Annotated in this window: 20 protein-coding genes; 5 read left to right on the top strand and 15 right to left on the bottom strand. The window is 66.3% G+C overall.

All coding sequences use genetic code 11. The annotated features are described in order from the left end of the window. Window positions 1-37: 37 nt before the first annotated feature. From KW836_RS17820 to KW836_RS17785, 8 genes are all read right to left on the bottom strand, one after another. A complete protein-coding gene (locus KW836_RS17820) occupies window positions 38-1,057 on the bottom strand; it encodes an ABC transporter ATP-binding protein (RefSeq protein WP_175136204.1) in 1,020 nt (339 codons plus the stop codon). Continuing rightward, complete coding sequence (locus tag KW836_RS17815; RefSeq protein ID WP_218344198.1) at window positions 1,054-2,067, bottom strand: ABC transporter ATP-binding protein; 1,014 nt, start codon at window positions 2,065-2,067, stop codon at window positions 1,054-1,056. The genes KW836_RS17820 and KW836_RS17815 overlap by 4 nt, the downstream gene beginning before the upstream one ends. After that, a complete protein-coding gene (locus KW836_RS17810) occupies window positions 2,064-2,981 on the bottom strand; it encodes an ABC transporter permease (RefSeq protein ID WP_218344197.1) in 918 nt (305 codons plus the stop codon). Before KW836_RS17810 ends, KW836_RS17815 begins: the two co-directional genes overlap by 4 nt. After that, window positions 2,978-3,952 carry an ABC transporter permease gene (locus tag KW836_RS17805; RefSeq protein ID WP_056566643.1) on the bottom strand — a complete coding sequence of 325 codons (975 nt, stop codon included), beginning with the start codon at window positions 3,950-3,952 and terminating at the stop codon, window positions 2,978-2,980. The genes KW836_RS17810 and KW836_RS17805 overlap by 4 nt, the downstream gene beginning before the upstream one ends. Continuing rightward, window positions 3,949-5,424 (bottom strand): NAD(P)/FAD-dependent oxidoreductase, encoded by a 1,476-nt coding sequence (locus KW836_RS17800; RefSeq protein WP_218344196.1) that lies wholly within the window; start codon window positions 5,422-5,424, stop codon window positions 3,949-3,951. The genes KW836_RS17805 and KW836_RS17800 overlap by 4 nt, the downstream gene beginning before the upstream one ends. Then, complete coding sequence (locus KW836_RS17795; protein WP_218344195.1) at window positions 5,421-6,398, bottom strand: LysR family transcriptional regulator; 978 nt, start codon at window positions 6,396-6,398, stop codon at window positions 5,421-5,423. The genes KW836_RS17800 and KW836_RS17795 overlap by 4 nt, the downstream gene beginning before the upstream one ends. A gap of 256 nt (window positions 6,399-6,654) precedes the next feature. After that, window positions 6,655-6,957 carry a hypothetical protein gene (locus KW836_RS17790; RefSeq protein WP_218344194.1) on the bottom strand — a complete coding sequence of 101 codons (303 nt, stop codon included), beginning with the start codon at window positions 6,955-6,957 and terminating at the stop codon, window positions 6,655-6,657. 67 nt (window positions 6,958-7,024) lie between these two features. Continuing rightward, entirely contained in the window at window positions 7,025-7,318 is a 294-nt protein-coding gene (locus KW836_RS17785; protein WP_175136209.1) for a hypothetical protein, read from the bottom strand. Between the two features lie 170 nt (window positions 7,319-7,488). Between KW836_RS17785 and KW836_RS17780 the strand changes: the two genes are divergently transcribed. Then, window positions 7,489-7,770: a hypothetical protein gene (locus KW836_RS17780; protein ID WP_255595845.1), complete on the top strand. Its 282-nt coding sequence runs from the start codon at window positions 7,489-7,491 to the stop codon at window positions 7,768-7,770. A gap of 60 nt (window positions 7,771-7,830) precedes the next feature. Here KW836_RS17780 and KW836_RS17775 read toward each other — a convergent pair whose 3' ends face one another. Together KW836_RS17775 and KW836_RS17770 are read right to left on the bottom strand one after the other, a co-directional pair. Next, a complete protein-coding gene (locus KW836_RS17775; RefSeq protein WP_218344193.1) occupies window positions 7,831-8,796 on the bottom strand; it encodes a 2-hydroxyacid dehydrogenase in 966 nt (321 codons plus the stop codon). 57 nt (window positions 8,797-8,853) lie between these two features. Continuing rightward, complete coding sequence (locus tag KW836_RS17770; protein WP_218344192.1) at window positions 8,854-9,849, bottom strand: tripartite tricarboxylate transporter substrate binding protein; 996 nt, start codon at window positions 9,847-9,849, stop codon at window positions 8,854-8,856. Window positions 9,850-10,025: 176 nt separating this feature from the next. Here KW836_RS17770 and KW836_RS17765 point away from each other — a divergent pair, with 176 nt between their 5' ends. After that, entirely contained in the window at window positions 10,026-10,937 is a 912-nt protein-coding gene (locus KW836_RS17765) for a LysR family transcriptional regulator (RefSeq protein ID WP_175121181.1), read from the top strand. 13 nt (window positions 10,938-10,950) lie between these two features. Here the strand turns inward: KW836_RS17765 and KW836_RS17760 are convergent, their stop codons facing one another. After that, on the bottom strand, window positions 10,951-11,121 hold the full coding sequence (locus KW836_RS17760) for a hypothetical protein (RefSeq protein ID WP_218344323.1): 171 nt from the start codon (window positions 11,119-11,121) through the stop codon (window positions 10,951-10,953). A 63-nt stretch (window positions 11,122-11,184) separates the two neighbouring features. Here KW836_RS17760 and KW836_RS17755 point away from each other — a divergent pair, with 63 nt between their 5' ends. The 3 genes from KW836_RS17755 to KW836_RS17745 all read left to right on the top strand — a co-directional run bounded on the left by KW836_RS17755 (window position 11,185) and on the right by KW836_RS17745 (window position 13,268). Further along, window positions 11,185-11,607: a CopG family transcriptional regulator gene (locus tag KW836_RS17755; RefSeq protein WP_218344191.1), complete on the top strand. Its 423-nt coding sequence runs from the start codon at window positions 11,185-11,187 to the stop codon at window positions 11,605-11,607. A gap of 28 nt (window positions 11,608-11,635) precedes the next feature. Next, a complete protein-coding gene (locus KW836_RS17750) occupies window positions 11,636-12,733 on the top strand; it encodes a PHB depolymerase family esterase (RefSeq protein WP_218344190.1) in 1,098 nt (365 codons plus the stop codon). A gap of 133 nt (window positions 12,734-12,866) precedes the next feature. Then, entirely contained in the window at window positions 12,867-13,268 is a 402-nt protein-coding gene (locus KW836_RS17745; RefSeq protein ID WP_218344189.1) for an Imm1 family immunity protein, read from the top strand. Here KW836_RS17745 and KW836_RS17740 read toward each other — a convergent pair. The 4 genes from KW836_RS17740 to KW836_RS17725 form a co-directional block, all read right to left on the bottom strand. Then, a complete protein-coding gene (locus tag KW836_RS17740) occupies window positions 13,258-13,758 on the bottom strand; it encodes a hypothetical protein (protein WP_218344188.1) in 501 nt (166 codons plus the stop codon). The genes KW836_RS17745 and KW836_RS17740 overlap by 11 nt on opposite strands. Window positions 13,759-13,881: 123 nt before the next feature. Beyond that, complete coding sequence (locus tag KW836_RS17735; protein ID WP_218344187.1) at window positions 13,882-14,259, bottom strand: DCC1-like thiol-disulfide oxidoreductase family protein; 378 nt, start codon at window positions 14,257-14,259, stop codon at window positions 13,882-13,884. Window positions 14,260-14,384: 125 nt separating this feature from the next. Further along, window positions 14,385-14,594 (bottom strand): hypothetical protein, encoded by a 210-nt coding sequence (locus KW836_RS17730; RefSeq protein ID WP_218344186.1) that lies wholly within the window; start codon window positions 14,592-14,594, stop codon window positions 14,385-14,387. A 131-nt stretch (window positions 14,595-14,725) separates the two neighbouring features. After that, window positions 14,726-15,346 carry a DUF2239 family protein gene (locus KW836_RS17725; protein ID WP_218344185.1) on the bottom strand — a complete coding sequence of 207 codons (621 nt, stop codon included), beginning with the start codon at window positions 15,344-15,346 and terminating at the stop codon, window positions 14,726-14,728. Between the last annotated feature and the right edge of the window lie 13 nt (window positions 15,347-15,359).

The following is a 15,359-nucleotide window of genomic DNA, read 5'->3' as shown; positions in this document are numbered from 1 at the left end:
CCATTGACCGCGGCGGTCGTGCCGCAGTCATTGATCGTCAGGCCATGTCGTTCAGGTGACAGGCGCTCAGGTGGTTGATGGCGATTCCCTTCAATGTGGGAACCTCGGTCTTGCAGCGCGGCATCGCGTGCGGACATCGCGGATGGAAATGGCAGCCGGTAGGCGGGTTGAGCGGGCTGGGGATCTCGCCCTTGATCGCGGTAAAGGTCTTGTGGCGCGACTTCAGGGTGGGAATCTCGGCCAGCAGCGCCTGGGTGTACGGGTGGTTGGGACGCTGGAAGACTTCTTCCACCGTCGCCGTTTCCACGACGCGGCCCAGGTACATGATGACGACGCGGTCGGACAGGTGTTCGACCACGCCCAGGTCATGGCTGATGAAGAGATACGTCAGGTTCAGCTCTTCGCGCAGGTCCATGAACAGGTTCAGGATCTGCGCCTGGATCGACACATCCAGCGCGGCCACGGCCTCGTCGCAGACCAGCATGGACGGCTGCACGGCCAGCGCGCGGGCAATGCCGATGCGTTGGCGCTGACCGCCGCTGAACTGGTGCGGATAGCGCTGGCGCAGGGCGGGGTCCAGGCCCGCGCGCTCGAGTTGCGCGCTGACGTAGTCGTCGAAGTCGCCGTTGCCGACCAGACCATGAATGCGCGCCGCTTCGCCGACGATCTCGTCCACGCGCAGGCGCGGGTTGAGGCTGGCATAGGGGTCCTGGAAGATCATCTGCACCTTCAGGCGCGCGGCGTGGGCTTCGGCCGCGTTCATGTCGGCCGGGCGCACGCCGTTGATGCGGACCTCGCCGCCCGACGGCGTGAGCAGGCCGGCCGCGATGCGGCCCAGCGTGGACTTGCCGCAGCCGGATTCGCCGACCAGGCCGACGACTTCGCCGGGGTTCACGATGAGATCGACATGGTCCACGGCACGCGTGATGGCGGGCGGCTTGGACAGGCCCAGCGATTGCATCGCGCGGCCGGCGGCGCCGATCTTGCGTTCGCCGAAGCGCTTGCTGACCTGGCGCAGGTCGATCAGCGGGGTGGGGGCGTTGGCGGTTGCGCTCATGCCGCCACCTCGCGGTGGATCTGGATGGAAGGATGGAAGCAGCGCACGTCGTGGTCGGGTAAGGCTTGGGTGATGCCGGGTTGCTGGCCGCAGGCGGCAGTGGCGCGCGCGCAGCGCGCCGCGAACGCACAGCCGGTCGGCAGGTGCAGCAGGTTCGGCGTCATGCCGGGAATCTGGCGCAGGCGCTGCCCGCGCTGGTTGTTGCTGGGCAGACTGTCGATCAGGCCCACGGTGTACGGGTGCTGCGGACGGTCCAGCACGTCGTCGACCTTGCCGTGTTCGACGATGCGGCCGGCGTACATGACGGCCACGTCGTCGGCCAGGCCGGCCACCACGGAAAGATCGTGCGTGATCCAGATGAGGCTGGTGCCGTGCTGCTGTGCGAGCTTCTGCACTTCGGACAGGATCTGCGCCTGGATGGTGACGTCCAGCGCGGTGGTGGGTTCGTCGGCAATGATGAGATCCGGGCGGTGCAGCATGGCAATGGCAATGGCCACGCGCTGGCGCATGCCGCCGGACAGTTGATGCGGGTAGGCCAGCAGGCGTTCCTCGGGGCTGGGAATGCCCATCATGCCCAGCGTGTCGCGCGCCAGGATGCGGGCCTCGGCTTTGCTCATCTTGTTATGGGCGCGCACGGTCTCGATCATCTGCACGTCCACCCGCAGCACGGGGTTCAGCGTCATCATCGGATCCTGGAAGATCATCGCGATGCGGTTGCCCTGCAGCTTGCGCAACTCGCGCGGCGCCAGCTTGGTCAGGTCGTGGCCCTGGAACAGGACCTCGCCGCCGGCGATGCGGCCCGGCGCATCGACCAGACCCATGATGGAGAAGCCCGTCACGGACTTGCCCGAGCCGGATTCGCCGACCAGGCCCAGGATCTTGCCGCGTTCCAGCTTAAAAGAGACGCCATCCACGGCGGGCAGCACGCCCGCGCGGGTATGGAATTGCGTGCGCAGGTTACGCACTTCAAGCGTGGCCGGCGCGCCAGCCGAGGCGGTGCGGTCGGTCATTTGTGGGTCCTCGGGTTCAGCACGTCGCGCAGGCGGTCGCCCACCAGATTGATCGCCACGATGGTGATGAGCAGCGCGATGCCGGGGTAGAAGCTGATCCAGTATTCGCCGGACAGCATGTATTGAAAGCCGTTGGAAATCAGCAGGCCCAGCGACGGTTCGGTCACCGGCACGCCCAGGCCCAGAAAGCTCAGCGTGGCTTCCAGCGTGATGGCGCGCGCGATCTGCAGCGTGCCGATCACGATCAGCGGCGGCAGGCAGTTGGGCAGGATGTGCTTCAACATGATCCGGCAGTTGGGAATGTCCAGGCAGCGGGCGGCTTCGACGTATTCGCGGCGGCGTTCGACCAGGGCCTGGCCGCGCGCGGTGCGGGCGTAGTAGGCCCATTCCAGGATCACCAGCGTCAGCACCACGTTGCCCACGCCCTTGCCCAGATAGGCCAGGATCATCATCGCCACCAGGATCGACGGGAACGACAGGATCAGGTCCACGAGACGCATGATGAAGGCGTCGACCTTGCCGCCGGCGTAGGCGGCCAACAGACCCAGCAGCGTGCCGATGATGCCGGCGATCAGCGCCGAGCCCACGCCCACCATCAGGCTGATGCGCAGGCCGTACAGGATGCCGGACAACAGGTCGCGGCCCTGGCCGTCGGTGCCCAGCCAGTAATGAAAGGTCTCCAGGCCGTTCATGGTGCCGGGCGGCAGGCGCGAGTCCAGTACGTCGATCTGCAAGAGGTCATACGGGTTCTGCGGCGAGATCCAGGGCGCCAGCACGGCAGCCAGGATCAGCAGCGTGGCCACCACCAGGCCCAGCACCGCCGTCTTGGACGACAGGAACTCGGTCAGGTTGCGGCGCCACGGCGACTCGCGGCGCAGGGCAGGCGCCTGCGCGGTATTGGATACGGAACTCATGCCGTGGCCTCCAGCCGTACCCGGGGGTCCAGCACTTTGTACAGAATGTCGACGATCAGGTTCAGCGTCACGAACAGGCACACCACCACGATCAGGTAGGCCACGATCACGGGGCGGTCCAGCGCGTTCAGGCTGTCCAGGATCAGCTTGCCGGCGCCGGGCCAGGCAAAGATGCTTTCGGTGATGACGGCAAAGGCGATGGTCGAACCGAGTTCCAGGCCCAGCACGGTCACCAGCGGAATCATGGTGTTGCGCAGCACGTGCACACAGACCACGCGGAACGGCGACAGGCCCTTGGCGCGCGCGAACTTCACGAAGTCCAGCGGCATCACGTCGCGCACGCCGGCGCGGGTCAGGCGGATCACCAAAGAGATCTTGAAGAGCGACAGGTTGAACGCCGGCAGGATCAGGTGGCGCCAGCCGTCGGCCGTCAGCCACGACCACTGGAAGCCCAGGAACTCCACCGTCTGGCCGCGGCCGCTGGCCGGCAGCCAGCCGAGCGACACGCTGAACGCCATGATCAGCATCAGCGCCACCCAGAAGGTGGGCAGCGAGAAGCCGACGATGCTGCCGGCCATGATCATCTTGGACGCGCGGCTGTCGGGGTACAGGCCGGCGAACAGGCCCAGCGGCAGGCCGACGATGACGGCAAACGACAGGGCGGTGATCGCCAGTTCAAGCGTGGCCGGCAGGCGCTGGATCACCAGTTCGATCGCCGGAATGTTGTAGACGAAGCTGTTGCCCAGGTTGCCATGCAGCGCGCCGTTCAGGAAGGCCAGGTACTGCTGCCACAGGGGCTTGTCCAGACCCAGTTCAGCGATGATGCGCGCGCGGTCGACCTGGTCCACGTCCTGGCCGATCAGGATGTCCACGGGGTTGCCGATGGCGTGCAGCCCCACGAAGACGATGAGCGTCATCAGGAACACGACCACGGCGGCTTGCGCCACGCGGCGTAGCAGCCATGCGGTCATTGCGCGGTCTCCGCCTGCGAAGCGGTCGCCGGCGCCGGGGCTGGGGTCCATTCATCGCCGAACACTTCGGGCTCGGAGAACGCTTCCATGTTGGCGTAGTGCGTGGCCACGTCTTCGCGGTAGAACAGACCTGCGATGCCTTGCGCCAGGCGCTTGGCGCCTTCGCTGATGGCGGGGATGTCGCCCGAGATCGTGCCTTGCGTCAGCGCGGCGGGGTACGAGAAGCAGTGGACGCGATCCAGGCCGGGGCAGGCGCCGGGCACTTTTTCCTGCAATTCGAAGACGGCGCCCAGGTCGGGCGAATCATGCAGTTCCTGGTCTTCCTCGCCGGCGGGCGGCGTGTAGCGGTCGCCCCAGGCGCGCACGTGAGGCGCGAGCGGCGCGAATTCCGGGCGCACGGTCCAGTCGATACGAAAGCCCGTGGAGAAGATCAGGAAGTCCAGCACGAACACGCCTTTGGGCGTGGTGACGTGGATCTCATCATCGATCAGCGCCAGGTCCAGCACGCCACAGCCCAGGTTGAAGAAGGCGTTCGGGTGGCGCGACACGCGCAGCGTGCTGCCGCGCGGGGGCGGCACCTGCGCGGCGTTGATGTAGTGGCGGATCTTCCACTTCCATTCGTCGGGTAGCGTCAGGTGACCGTGGGTCAGGCCTGGGTTGCCTGCGCCCTTGCCCTTGTTGATGCGAGGGATGTCGTTGCGGCGGATCAGCAGGTCGACGCTGGCCGCGCCGGCTTCCAGCGCGGTCGCCGCGCTGTCCATGGCGGATGCGCCCGCGCCCACGACGCCGACGCGCTTGCCGGCCAGCGTGTTGTAGTCCATCACGTCGGACGAATGCGCCCAACGGTCGCGCGGCAGTTTCTTTGCAAAGTCAGGCACATAGGCGCCGCCCAGGCCGTCGCGGCCAGTGGCCAGCACGACACGGCGGGCCAGGACGGTGCTGCGCCCGGCGGGCGACTGGATGTCCAGTTCCACCAGCTTGTCGGCGCGCGGCTGCACGGACAGGATGCGGTGTTCGTTGCGCACGTCCAGGTTCAGCACGCGGCGGTACCAGCGCAGGTAGTCCATCCATTGCAGGCGCGGGATCTTGTCCAGCGCTTCCCACGCGTCCAAACCGAATTGCGCTTCGAACCAGGCGCGGAAGGTCAGCGCGGGCAGGCCGAGCGCGGGACCGGTCAGTTGCTTGGGCGAGCGCAGCGTCTCCATGCGGGCCGTCGTGGCCCACGGGCCTTCGAAGCCTTCGGGCGCCTGATCGAAAATCGGCGCGTCGATGCCCAGATGCTTCAACGACGCCGCCGCCGCAAGACCGCCCATGCCGCCGCCGATGATGGCCACGTCCAGCACCTGCTGGCCATCGACCAGCCGGGGCGTCACCCAGTTCTTGGCGGGCAGTTCCAGCCAGGACAGGTCTTGCCGAAGGCGCGCCTCCAGGGCGGGCAGGCCTTGCGGCGGGATGGCAATGGGCAGATTCATGATGCGGGTGTTTCCATAACAGGGGCGTCATCGCCGTAGATCGACTGCAACAGCGCCGAATGCTCGCAGGCGTCGTGCAGCACAAAGTCCGGCAGCAGGGCTGCGGCGGCTTCGGCCAGTGCGTCCGCCATGGCCTGGCAGGCCGGCGTCAGCGTTTGCGACTGCGGGGTGATGACCCCAAAAAAGAAGGGGATGTCCAGGTCGATGGGCCGGATCGCCACGCCCGCCACCGGCGAGCCGTAGGCAGTCACGGGCTCCAGCACCGACACGCCAAGCCCGGCGCGGACGGCGGCCAAGGCATTGACGGACGAATTGGTTTCGATGGTGCCCAGCGCCTGTACGTTGTGCGAGAGGGCCGCGTCCAGACGGCGGCGCAGGCGATAGGGATTGGCCATGGTGATGAGACGGCGGCCGGCAAGGGCCGACACCGGCACCACGGCATGCTGCGCCACAGGATCGTCTTCGGGCAGGGCGACGACGCAAGGCGCCTGGGCAATCCAGTGCACGGTCAGGCCGCGGTGTTCCAGCGGCAGGCTGGTCACGCCCAGTTGCGCGGCGCCCGACAGCACAGCGTGCACCACGCGTTCCGGCGAGGCGCTGCGCAACTGCACGCGTGCGGCGCCGAGGCGGTCTTCGATGCGTTTGAGGGCAGCGGGCACCAGACCGGCGGCGAGGGCGGACGTGGCGGTCACCAGGAGCGGCTGCGCCTGGCCGCGCGCGATTTCATCGGCCCGGCCGCGGATCTGCTGCAGGCTGGTCAGTGCGCGTTCAACGTCGTCATACAGCAGGAACCCCTGTTCGGTCGGCGTCACGCGGGGACCGCTGCGCGCGAACAGGGGATAGCCGATCTCGGCCTCCAGTTCCTGCAACAACCGGCTGATCGCCGGCTGCGAGCGTCCCAGCAGCCGTCCGGCCGCGGTGACGCTGCCGGTGGACATGACGGCCGCAAAGGCCTCGAGTTGACGGAGTTCCATTGGTCTTGATTTATGCCAAGGACGAATTCTGGCCGCTCGAGTATGCACCCTACAAATACTAAAAAGGCATAAGTAAATTCCCTAGATGCGAATGACCGCGCATTTTTAATTACCGCGAGTTATTTCAAGGACTTAGGGTAAGTCCGGGGGGGAGCGGTGTCCGGCGCGCCAGGAGAGGGCGCAGACGCTGAAGGACGATTCAGCGCAGCGCAGGCGAGATTCCAGCGATGGAAATGGGGTGGGCCGGGGAGAAACGCTAGGACCCGTCGGGTCCGGCTTGCGCACCCTGAATCGGCGCATGGGAGGCCAGAAGCGCACGGCCTTTTTCCGTCAGCACCAGGACGGCTTCGCCCTTCACGGTGCTTTGTTCCTGCGTCATGTCGATCAAGCCATTCGCCGTGGCGTCTTCCCAGGCCGACAGCCTGGGGCAGTGGGTACGCCACGCTTCCATGGTCTCTGCGTAGGTGCGAGGACGCGCCGCAATCCACAGCAGGAATTGCACGAGGTTGCCCTGTTGTGACGCGCCGGATTCCAATTCTGTTTGCGAATGGTCAGACATGGGACATCTCCGTTCTGGGCCAGGATGCGCCTTTGACGATACTCCCGCGCCCGTCTGCGCTCCAGCGCTATCTGGGAGCCATCCCCTTGCGCAACCGGTTGGAAGGTTCCAGCAGCGCGTCTTTCATGTCGTCGCGCTCCAGCACGCAGGGTTCGCGGTGCAGGTCGCGTATGAAATCGTCGTAGAGCTCGCCGGTGATGCCGGCCGGGCGCTTGAAGTCGCCGGATAGCTGATAGGCGCGCAGCAAGATCGAACGCAGCCGCTTGACCTCCCAAAGCAGGGTGATCACATCGGGGTTCCAGGGCTGACGCTCGCGGATGCACCGCAGGTCGGCGTGGGAAAGGGGGTTTTTGAACGGCATGGCGGAAAATACTGTTTATTTATCCAGTATAGTCCGCCGGGATGAAAGGCAGGCGTCGGTGTTTACAGCAATGGCGCCCGCTTCGTGGGAACGGGTAACTCCGCAATACAGAATGTGAGAATTGTTGAGCCTTTGAAGCTCCGTCGTCCGTACCATTCCGTGAAAGCAAAATGAAAGGGAGTGGAGCGATGCTGTGCGGCCAATGCGCGGCCATCACCGTGGATCAGGCGGGGGCGCCGGGGCATAAAAACCTGATCAGCCTGGGCCATGTCCGGTCGTTGCCCCTGGCGCAACGCGGCGTCACGCACGAGGCATTCACGTGCGGCGAATGCGGCGCCAATTGGGATTATCTGCACGACCGGCGCAACCCGGCATCGGGTTGGGCACTTTGTGATCGCACCTTGCCCGCCCCGCAACGGTCCATCGATCCGCCGGCGGTGGAAGCCGCCTGAAAAATGGCCTGCCGGTCAACCCGGCAGGCCGCGCAAGCCTCAGAAGTCAGCAGTTGCGCGTTACACCACGCGCGTATGCACCTGGCCTTCGCGGAACCACGAATCCAGATTTGCGCGCATCAGGTCCGCCATCGCGCGGCGTGTTTCGTGGGTGCCGCTGGCAATGTGCGGCAGCATCACCACGTTGTCCATGGCGTTCAGTTCCGGGGGCGTGGCCGGTTCGTGTTCGAACACGTCCAGGCCGGCGCCGGCAATGCGTTTGTTCTGCAGCGCCGCTACCAGTGCGGCTTCGTCGACCACCGTGCCGCGCGCAATATTGATCAGCCAGCCGTCCGGACCCAGGGCGTCCAGCACCTGTGCGTTCACCATGTGGCGCGTCGCGCCGCCGCCCGGCACGGCCAGCACCAGGAAGTCGCATTGCGCGGCGAGCTCGACGATGTCCGGGCAATAACGGTAGCCCTCGGGCGCGTCTGGGCGCGGTTTGCGGTTGGTGTACAGGATCTCCATGTCGAAGGCCTGCGCGCGGCGGGCGATCTGCAGGCCGATGTTGCCCAGGCCGACGATGCCGCAGCGTTTGCCGGTCATGCGCGAACCCAGGCCGAATCCTTCGGTGGGCCAGCGGCCGGCGCGCACAAAGCGGTCGGCTTCGGCGATGCGGCGCGAGACGGCCAGCATCAGGGCCAGCGCGGTATCGGCCACGCAGGCGTCCAGCACGCCCGGCGTGTTGGTGACCACGACGTTGCGCGCCTTTGCCGCCGCGATGTCGATGGTGTCGTACCCCACGCCAAAACTGAAGATGCCTTCCAGGGCGGGCAGGGCGTCGATCAATTCCTTTGTCGCGCCGAAGCGGCCGCTGGTGGCAATGCCGCGGATGGCGGCGCCATGTTCGCGCAGCAGCGCCGCCTTGTCCTGGGCCTCCCAGAGGCGATGAACGCGGTAGCGCGATTCCAGGTCGGCCACCAGTTCAGGCAGCAGGGGACCGACCATCAGCAGATCGGCGGCGGAGGCGGGAAGGGATGCAGTCATGGATACGGCTTATGTAGGTAAGAAGGAAAGGCCCGCCGAGGCGGGCCGGGACCGGAATCAGTTGGTCTGGATGTTGCGGGACTTGATTATCTGCCCATAGCGTTCGCGCTCGCTAGCGGCCAGATCCTGCAGCTCCTTGGGTGTCGATCCGTGGGCGATGGCGCCCTGCGATTCGAGCTTGGCCTTGACCGCGGGATCGGCCGCCACGGCGCGGATCGCCTCGGACAGCTTGTCGATCACTGCCTGCGGCGTGCCGGCCGGCGCCAGTACCGCCGTCCACGAGCCGCTCTGCGCGTTCTTGACGCCGGCTTCGTCGATGGTGGGCACGTCCGGCATCGCGGGCGAGCGAGTCGCGCCGGTCACGGCCAGCGCGCGCAGCTTGCCGGCCGTGACATACGGCATGGTCTCCAGGACTGACGCGAACAGCATGTCCACGCGCCCGGCCATCAGATCGGTCATCGCCGGGCCGCCGCCCTTGTAGGGCACGTGCACCAGATCCACGCCGGTGGCTTCCTGGAAGATCTCGCCGGACAGGTGGGGCGCGCCGCCCGTGCCCGAGCTGGCAAAGGTGTGCTTGCCGGGCTGGGACTTGGTCAGCGTCACCAGCTCCGCGACGTTCTTGGCCGGCAGACTGGCAGGCACCACCAGCACGAACGGCAGGTCCGAAAACAGCGACACGGGCGCAAACGCCTTCACCGGGTCGGAATGCAGCTTGTAGATCCAGGGGTTGATCGCCAGCATGCCCGAGTTTGCGAACAGCAGCGTGTAGCCATCGGGCTGCGAACGGGCCACCAGGTCGGCGGCGATCTGGCCGCCGGCGCCCGGGCGGTTGTCCACCACCACCGACGACGAGAATTTTTCACCCAGGGCCGCGGCCAGCAGGCGCGCCGAGATGTCGGTGCCGCCGCCGGGCGAGAAGGGGACGATCAGATTGATCGGGCGTTCCGGATACCCTGCGGCGCTGGCCGCGTGCGGCAAGGCGGCGGTAGCAGCCAGGGCCAGCGCCGCGGCGAGGAGCCGGACGCGAATCCGGGCGGTGTTCTTTGTCTCCATGGATTTTCTCTTTTATGGCGTTGATGGCGGCGAGGCCGCAAAAAAATGGTGCTGCGGGTAAGGCATCCTGATGCTTCGCGGGCCGGAATCCAGCCCTGCAGCCGAGTATAGGGATGCCTGTCCATGGATAGCCGTTCGAGCTATAAATAGCATCAATCAATTCAAGGATTGAATCGATGGAATTCCGCCAGCTCGAGTGCTTCATTGCGGTTGCCGAAGAATTGCACTTCGGCCGCGCCGCCGAGCGCCTGTGCATGACGCAACCTCCGCTCTCGCGCCAGATCCAGCTGCTGGAGCAGGACCTGGGCGTGACCCTGTTCGAGCGCAACAGCCGGCAGGTGGTGCTTAGCGCCGCCGGCCGGCGCTTTCTGCGCGATGCACGCCATTTGCTTGAGTTTTCGGCGCAGGCCGCCGCCACCGCGCGCCGCACGTCCGGCGGCGAAGCCGGCCACATCAGGCTGGGCTTCACGGCCGTGGCTTCGTATCGCCTGATGCCGTCGCTTATCGTGCAGGCGCGCAAGCTGCTGCCGGGCGTGGAGATCCAGTTGCGCGAAACCGTGACGACCGAGCTGAGCCGCCTGCTGCTGGCCCACGAGCTGGACGCCATCCTGGCGCGCAGCGTGCCGCAACAGGCAGGCATCGAGTCGCGCCTGCTTGAGCGTGAACCGCTGGTGCTGGCGCTGCCCGCCGATTCACCCTTGTGCGAGCACGCCATCGTGCCGCTGCGGTTGCTGCAAGGGCAGCCGTTCGTGCTGTATTCGCCTCGGGAAGGTAAGTACTTCTACGACCGCATCGTGGGCGCTTTCGGCCTGGCGGACGTGCAGCCGCAGTATGTGCAGCGCGCCGGGCAGACGCATACGTTGCTGGCGCTGGTGCGAGCCGGGCTGGGCGTGGGCCTCGTGCCGGATTCCGCGCGCGAGCTGCGGTTTGAAGGCGTGGTGTTCCGGCCGATCGGCCAGCGTGATCTGTATGCGGACATGTACCTGGCCTGGCACGCGCAGCACGACAATCCGGCGCTGGATGCATTTCTGCAGCGCGTGGCCAAGCGGAACAGCCCGGAAACTGTCGGAAGCCCCGGACAGGCGTGAGCCAGACTTCTATCTAGCGGCGCTTGGGGCGGTTCGGCGCGGACAACGGCGCGCCGACGTGGCTGGCCAACCAGTGTTCGATCTTGTCGTCCGGGCGGGGGGCCCAGTCCTTGCCGATTTCCACAATGAGCAGGTTGCGGGTGTCGCCGTAATCCTGGGGTTGTCCATTCCCTGCGTTGTCCATTCGCGGATATATCAAGTTGAAACATCCATAGACCATCCAAGTGGATGGTTTATGATTCGCTCCATGCCGCCTCGCACCTCTCAACTCGCCTCCACCTCCAAGCCTGCCGACGAGAAGATCACGATCAACCTGGGTTACGTCGACCTGGGCCAGATCGATCTGCTCGTCCAGGAAGGGTTCTACGCCAACCGCACGGACCTCATCCGCACGGCCATCCGCAATCAACTTGCCACCCACGGCGACGCCGTGCGGCAGGCCGTCAGCCGCAAGACGCTGGTGCTGGGTATCCAGCACTACACCGCCCAGGATTTGCTCGCGGTCCAGACCGCGGGCGAAATGCTTCAGATCCGGGTGCTGGGCCTGGCAACCATTGCCTCCGACGTCACGCCCGAGCTTGCGCTCGCCACGATCGAATCCCTGACGGTACTGGGGGCGCTACATGCCAGCCCCGCCGTCAAAGCCGCCCTGCGTCAGCGCATCCGCTGACCCTCGCGGCGCAAACAAAGGTCACGCCATGCACCCTGATTTCCAGCACCTCATGCACCGGGCTACCCAGCTCACCCAGGCCGGCGATCTGACGGCAGCAACCGCCGCCATCCAGGCCGCCCTGCGAAACGGCCTGGCTGCCGCGCCTGCCCGGCAGGACGATGCCGACGTCATCGACGTGGAGGCTTGGGAAGTTCCGGATACCGCCCAAGCTTCCAGCGCGGCGCCGCACGTTTCCGGCGACGCTGCGCAGTCCGCCCCAAAACCTGCCGCCGCGGGCGATACGTTCACGGCGGGGTCATTCCGCAATTCGTCCGGGCAGCGCGCCTACAAGCTGTATGTGCCGCCCAACCCGGATGGCACGCCGCGTCCGCTGGTGGTCATGCTGCACGGATGCACGCAGGACGCAGACGATTTCGCCGCGGGCACCGCCATGAATGCGGCTGCGCGCGAGCAGGGCTTTCATGTGCTGTACCCCGTGCAATCGCGCGACGCCAATCCGCAGAAGTGCTGGAACTGGTTCAAGCACAACCATCAGCAGCCAGGCCGGGGCGAGCCGTCCATCCTTGCGGGCATGACGCGCGAGGTGATCGCCGCCCACAACATTGATCCCACGCGCGTGTATGTCGCGGGTCTGTCGGCGGGCGGGGCGATGGCAGCGATTCTGGCGGGCGCTTATCCCGAACTGTATGCGGCGGCAGGTGTGCATTCGGGGTTGGCCGCTGGCGCGGCGACGGACCTGCCTTCGGCGCTGTCCGCCATGAAGGGCGTGGGCCTGAAACCCGCCGCACCGGCCGGCAACGGCGTGCCGGTCATCGTGTTCCATGGCGATCGCGACGCCACCGTCAATCCCGCCAATGCCGGCAACGTGATCGCGGCCAGCGTGGGGCCCAACGCGCGTGTCGAAACCGTTCGCGTGGCGGGCGCGGGCAGCATGCGCGACAGCACGCAGCATGTATACCGCGATGCGGCGGGCAACATCGTCGCCGAACGCTGGGATGTCCACGGCGCCGGCCATGCCTGGGCAGGCGGCTCGGAGCAAGGGTCCTACACGGATCGGACCGGTCCGGATGCGACGGCCGAGATGCTGCGATTCTTCTTCGCGCGCACGTCGCGCGCTCAGTGATTCGCTAGCGTTCCAGCGTGGTCAATGGCGGCTTGGATCGCGGCCAATGTAGTATCGGCCGTGATTCCCCTTGCATGTGATCCCTTGCATGCGACCACCCCTCAACGCGCCGCCAGCCGGCGAATGGAGCACCGTGAAAATCGTCAGAATCATCGAAGAAATGCGTCAAGACGACCAGGAACAGACCCGCGCCCATGAATCCCCGACCGAGGGCGACCTGCTCGCCGCCCTGGACAGACTGGATGGCGCGGTCTTCAGTTCGACCGCCTTCGTGATTGATGACGACACGGTCATGTCGATCGGCGGCGGTGATGGCGCCTATGTCGTGTTCATCTCCTCCGGCGGCGACACGCGGATCCACACGCTGATCGACCCCGCCAAATCCGAAGATCACGACCAGGACCTGGTGGCGGGTGGACAATCAGGCAGTTATCCGCAGTACCAGTGCGTGGACCGTTCCAAGGCGGCGTCCGCGCTGTTGTACTTTCATGCGCACGGCGCCGCGTCGCCGGATTTGAATTGGGCTAGCGAATAGCCACCGGCTTGCCGTAGAACACCCGCGCGCACAGCAGACCGGCCACTGCGGCGGGCAGGGCGCCCATGAACAGCGGAAATCCCAGCGCTGCCAACGATCTGTCGCGGCTGCCGAACGTCAGCAAAAAGACAAAGGCATACGCCGCGCCAATGAGCCCCATGCGCAGGACGGCCAGCCAGGACGGCGCGACGGGCTTGAGCGCGCCCGCCGTCAACCCGCAAAAGAGCGCCGGCACACCGCCAAACAGATACGCCCACGGCAGCCCATAGAGACCGAACAGGAGCAGTTCAGGATCCTGGGCGCCGATCGACATGGTCACAGCGATGGGCACTATGGCGACGGCCGGTCCCATGAATGCGAAGATCGCGGCGCCCGACAGCATGTCGCGCGACATGGCGCGGCCGGAGTCCTCGGGTCTGCGCTGCATGCGGCGGTAGACGGCAGCGGCCAGCGTAGACGCGAGAAGCAGGGCGCCAAAGAAATAGATCATCAGGTCAGTTCCGGTTGTCAGGGTGTATAGGCTTGCGGGTGGCCGGCCTGCTACTTGCGGACGAGCGTTCCGCAGGCGTGCGCCTGGCCGTCAGCATTGTGCGGAAATTGCGCCGCAAGCGTGTCAAGGCATCTTTTTCTTGCCCAGCAACGTCAGCGTCAGGCTGCGGCCGGTGCGCATGAAGGGATAGAGCGCCTTGGACAGGCACGCGTTGCTGAAGATGGTGGCGTTCAGGCGATTGAACACATCGCTGCCCGTGCTGAGCAAGGCCAGCCGGTGGATCGCGTCCGCGCCCCAGTAGTCGCGGCCATCCAGGTGCAACAGCATGCCCTGGTTCAGGTCATAGCCTTGCGCGCGATGGTGCGCGGCCAGATCGGGATGGTCGCGCATGTTCAGCATGGCGACAGGCCCAGCGGCCTTGCGCAGCCGCATCATCCGCACGTAGTTCGAGCAGAAGGGGCAATCGCCGTCATAGAGAAGGTAGTTTTCGTCGGACTGCATCGTCGGGATCCGTCGGGGGTTGCAGAAACATACCGCAAAAACCCGTTCGAGCGGTCCGCGGGGCGCGTTGCCGACGAGCGCGCTGTCGAAATGCGCGCGGCCGGCAAGCGCGGGAACCGGCGCCTTCAGCCGCCCCGATGTCCGTGATAGCGCGGCGCCGCAACGGCGCGCGTGTTCTCCTTGTGCTGGGAACCGACCAGCGCCTTGCGCCGGGCTTCTTCGTGCTGGTGATCGGACTTTGCGCGTTCTTTTTCCGCATGCGGCGGCGCGTGCGTGTCGGGCGCGGCGGCCGGGGCCGCTTGGTGGGGATCGGGGCGGGAAGTCGTGGGCGTCATGGTGCGCACCTGCAAAGGCAACGCGGCATATGCCGCGTTTTCACGTTACGCCCGCGGTCCGCGATTCTCCAGGGTTCAATTGCAACAGCTTGGCAAGTCTTGCCGTAGCGCGGCGCGGACCCGTGCCGGGATCAAGCGCTTTCGGAAGACCCTTCGTGTGCGCCCCACGCCAGTTCGGCCGCATAGCGGCGCACATCCTTCGGCCACTGTGCGACGTGCCGGGCGTACGCATCGCGGTCATCGGCATAGAGCGCACGCGTCGCATCCTCGAAACCCGGCAGGTCGCCGGCCAGGCTCGACATGAACCGGTAGGCGGCTTCCTGGCGTTGGCGCCGCGCATCCTGCGCCTCGTTGTCGCGGCGGGCTTGCTCCACCAGCTTGCGCAGCGCCACCGACGCGCCGCCGGGTTGGGCGCTTAGCCAATCCCAATGGCGAGGCAACAAGGTCACTTCGCGGGGCACTACGCCGAGCTTCGGCCGGCCTCGGCCTCGCGGGGTGTCGCCGGGTTGCGCGTCGTCAATCGCGGGGGCAACAACGTCCGTTGGCGTATGGCGGGCGACGATCTGCGCGTCGTCGCCGCGAAGGTCGAGGTCGATCTGCTTGCCGGTCGTGTCCTCGAAAACCAGCACCGCGTCGTTGCGGCGCGCGTTCAGCGCCTGCCTGACGGCCAGCGCCACGTCGGCGAGGGCGCCGGCCGCCAGCATCCGATGGCCTTCGAAGGCGGTGTGGGAATCGGGGAGGGGGGAAGGCATATTTATATCCGGG

Origin of the sequence: Achromobacter sp. ACM05, assembly GCF_019218915.1 — a bacterium.
Taxonomy (GTDB): Bacteria; Pseudomonadota; Gammaproteobacteria; order Burkholderiales; family Burkholderiaceae_B; genus Achromobacter; species Achromobacter animicus.
Note: the sequence above shows the minus strand (reverse complement) of the source record. Positions and strands in the feature narration are given on the sequence as shown.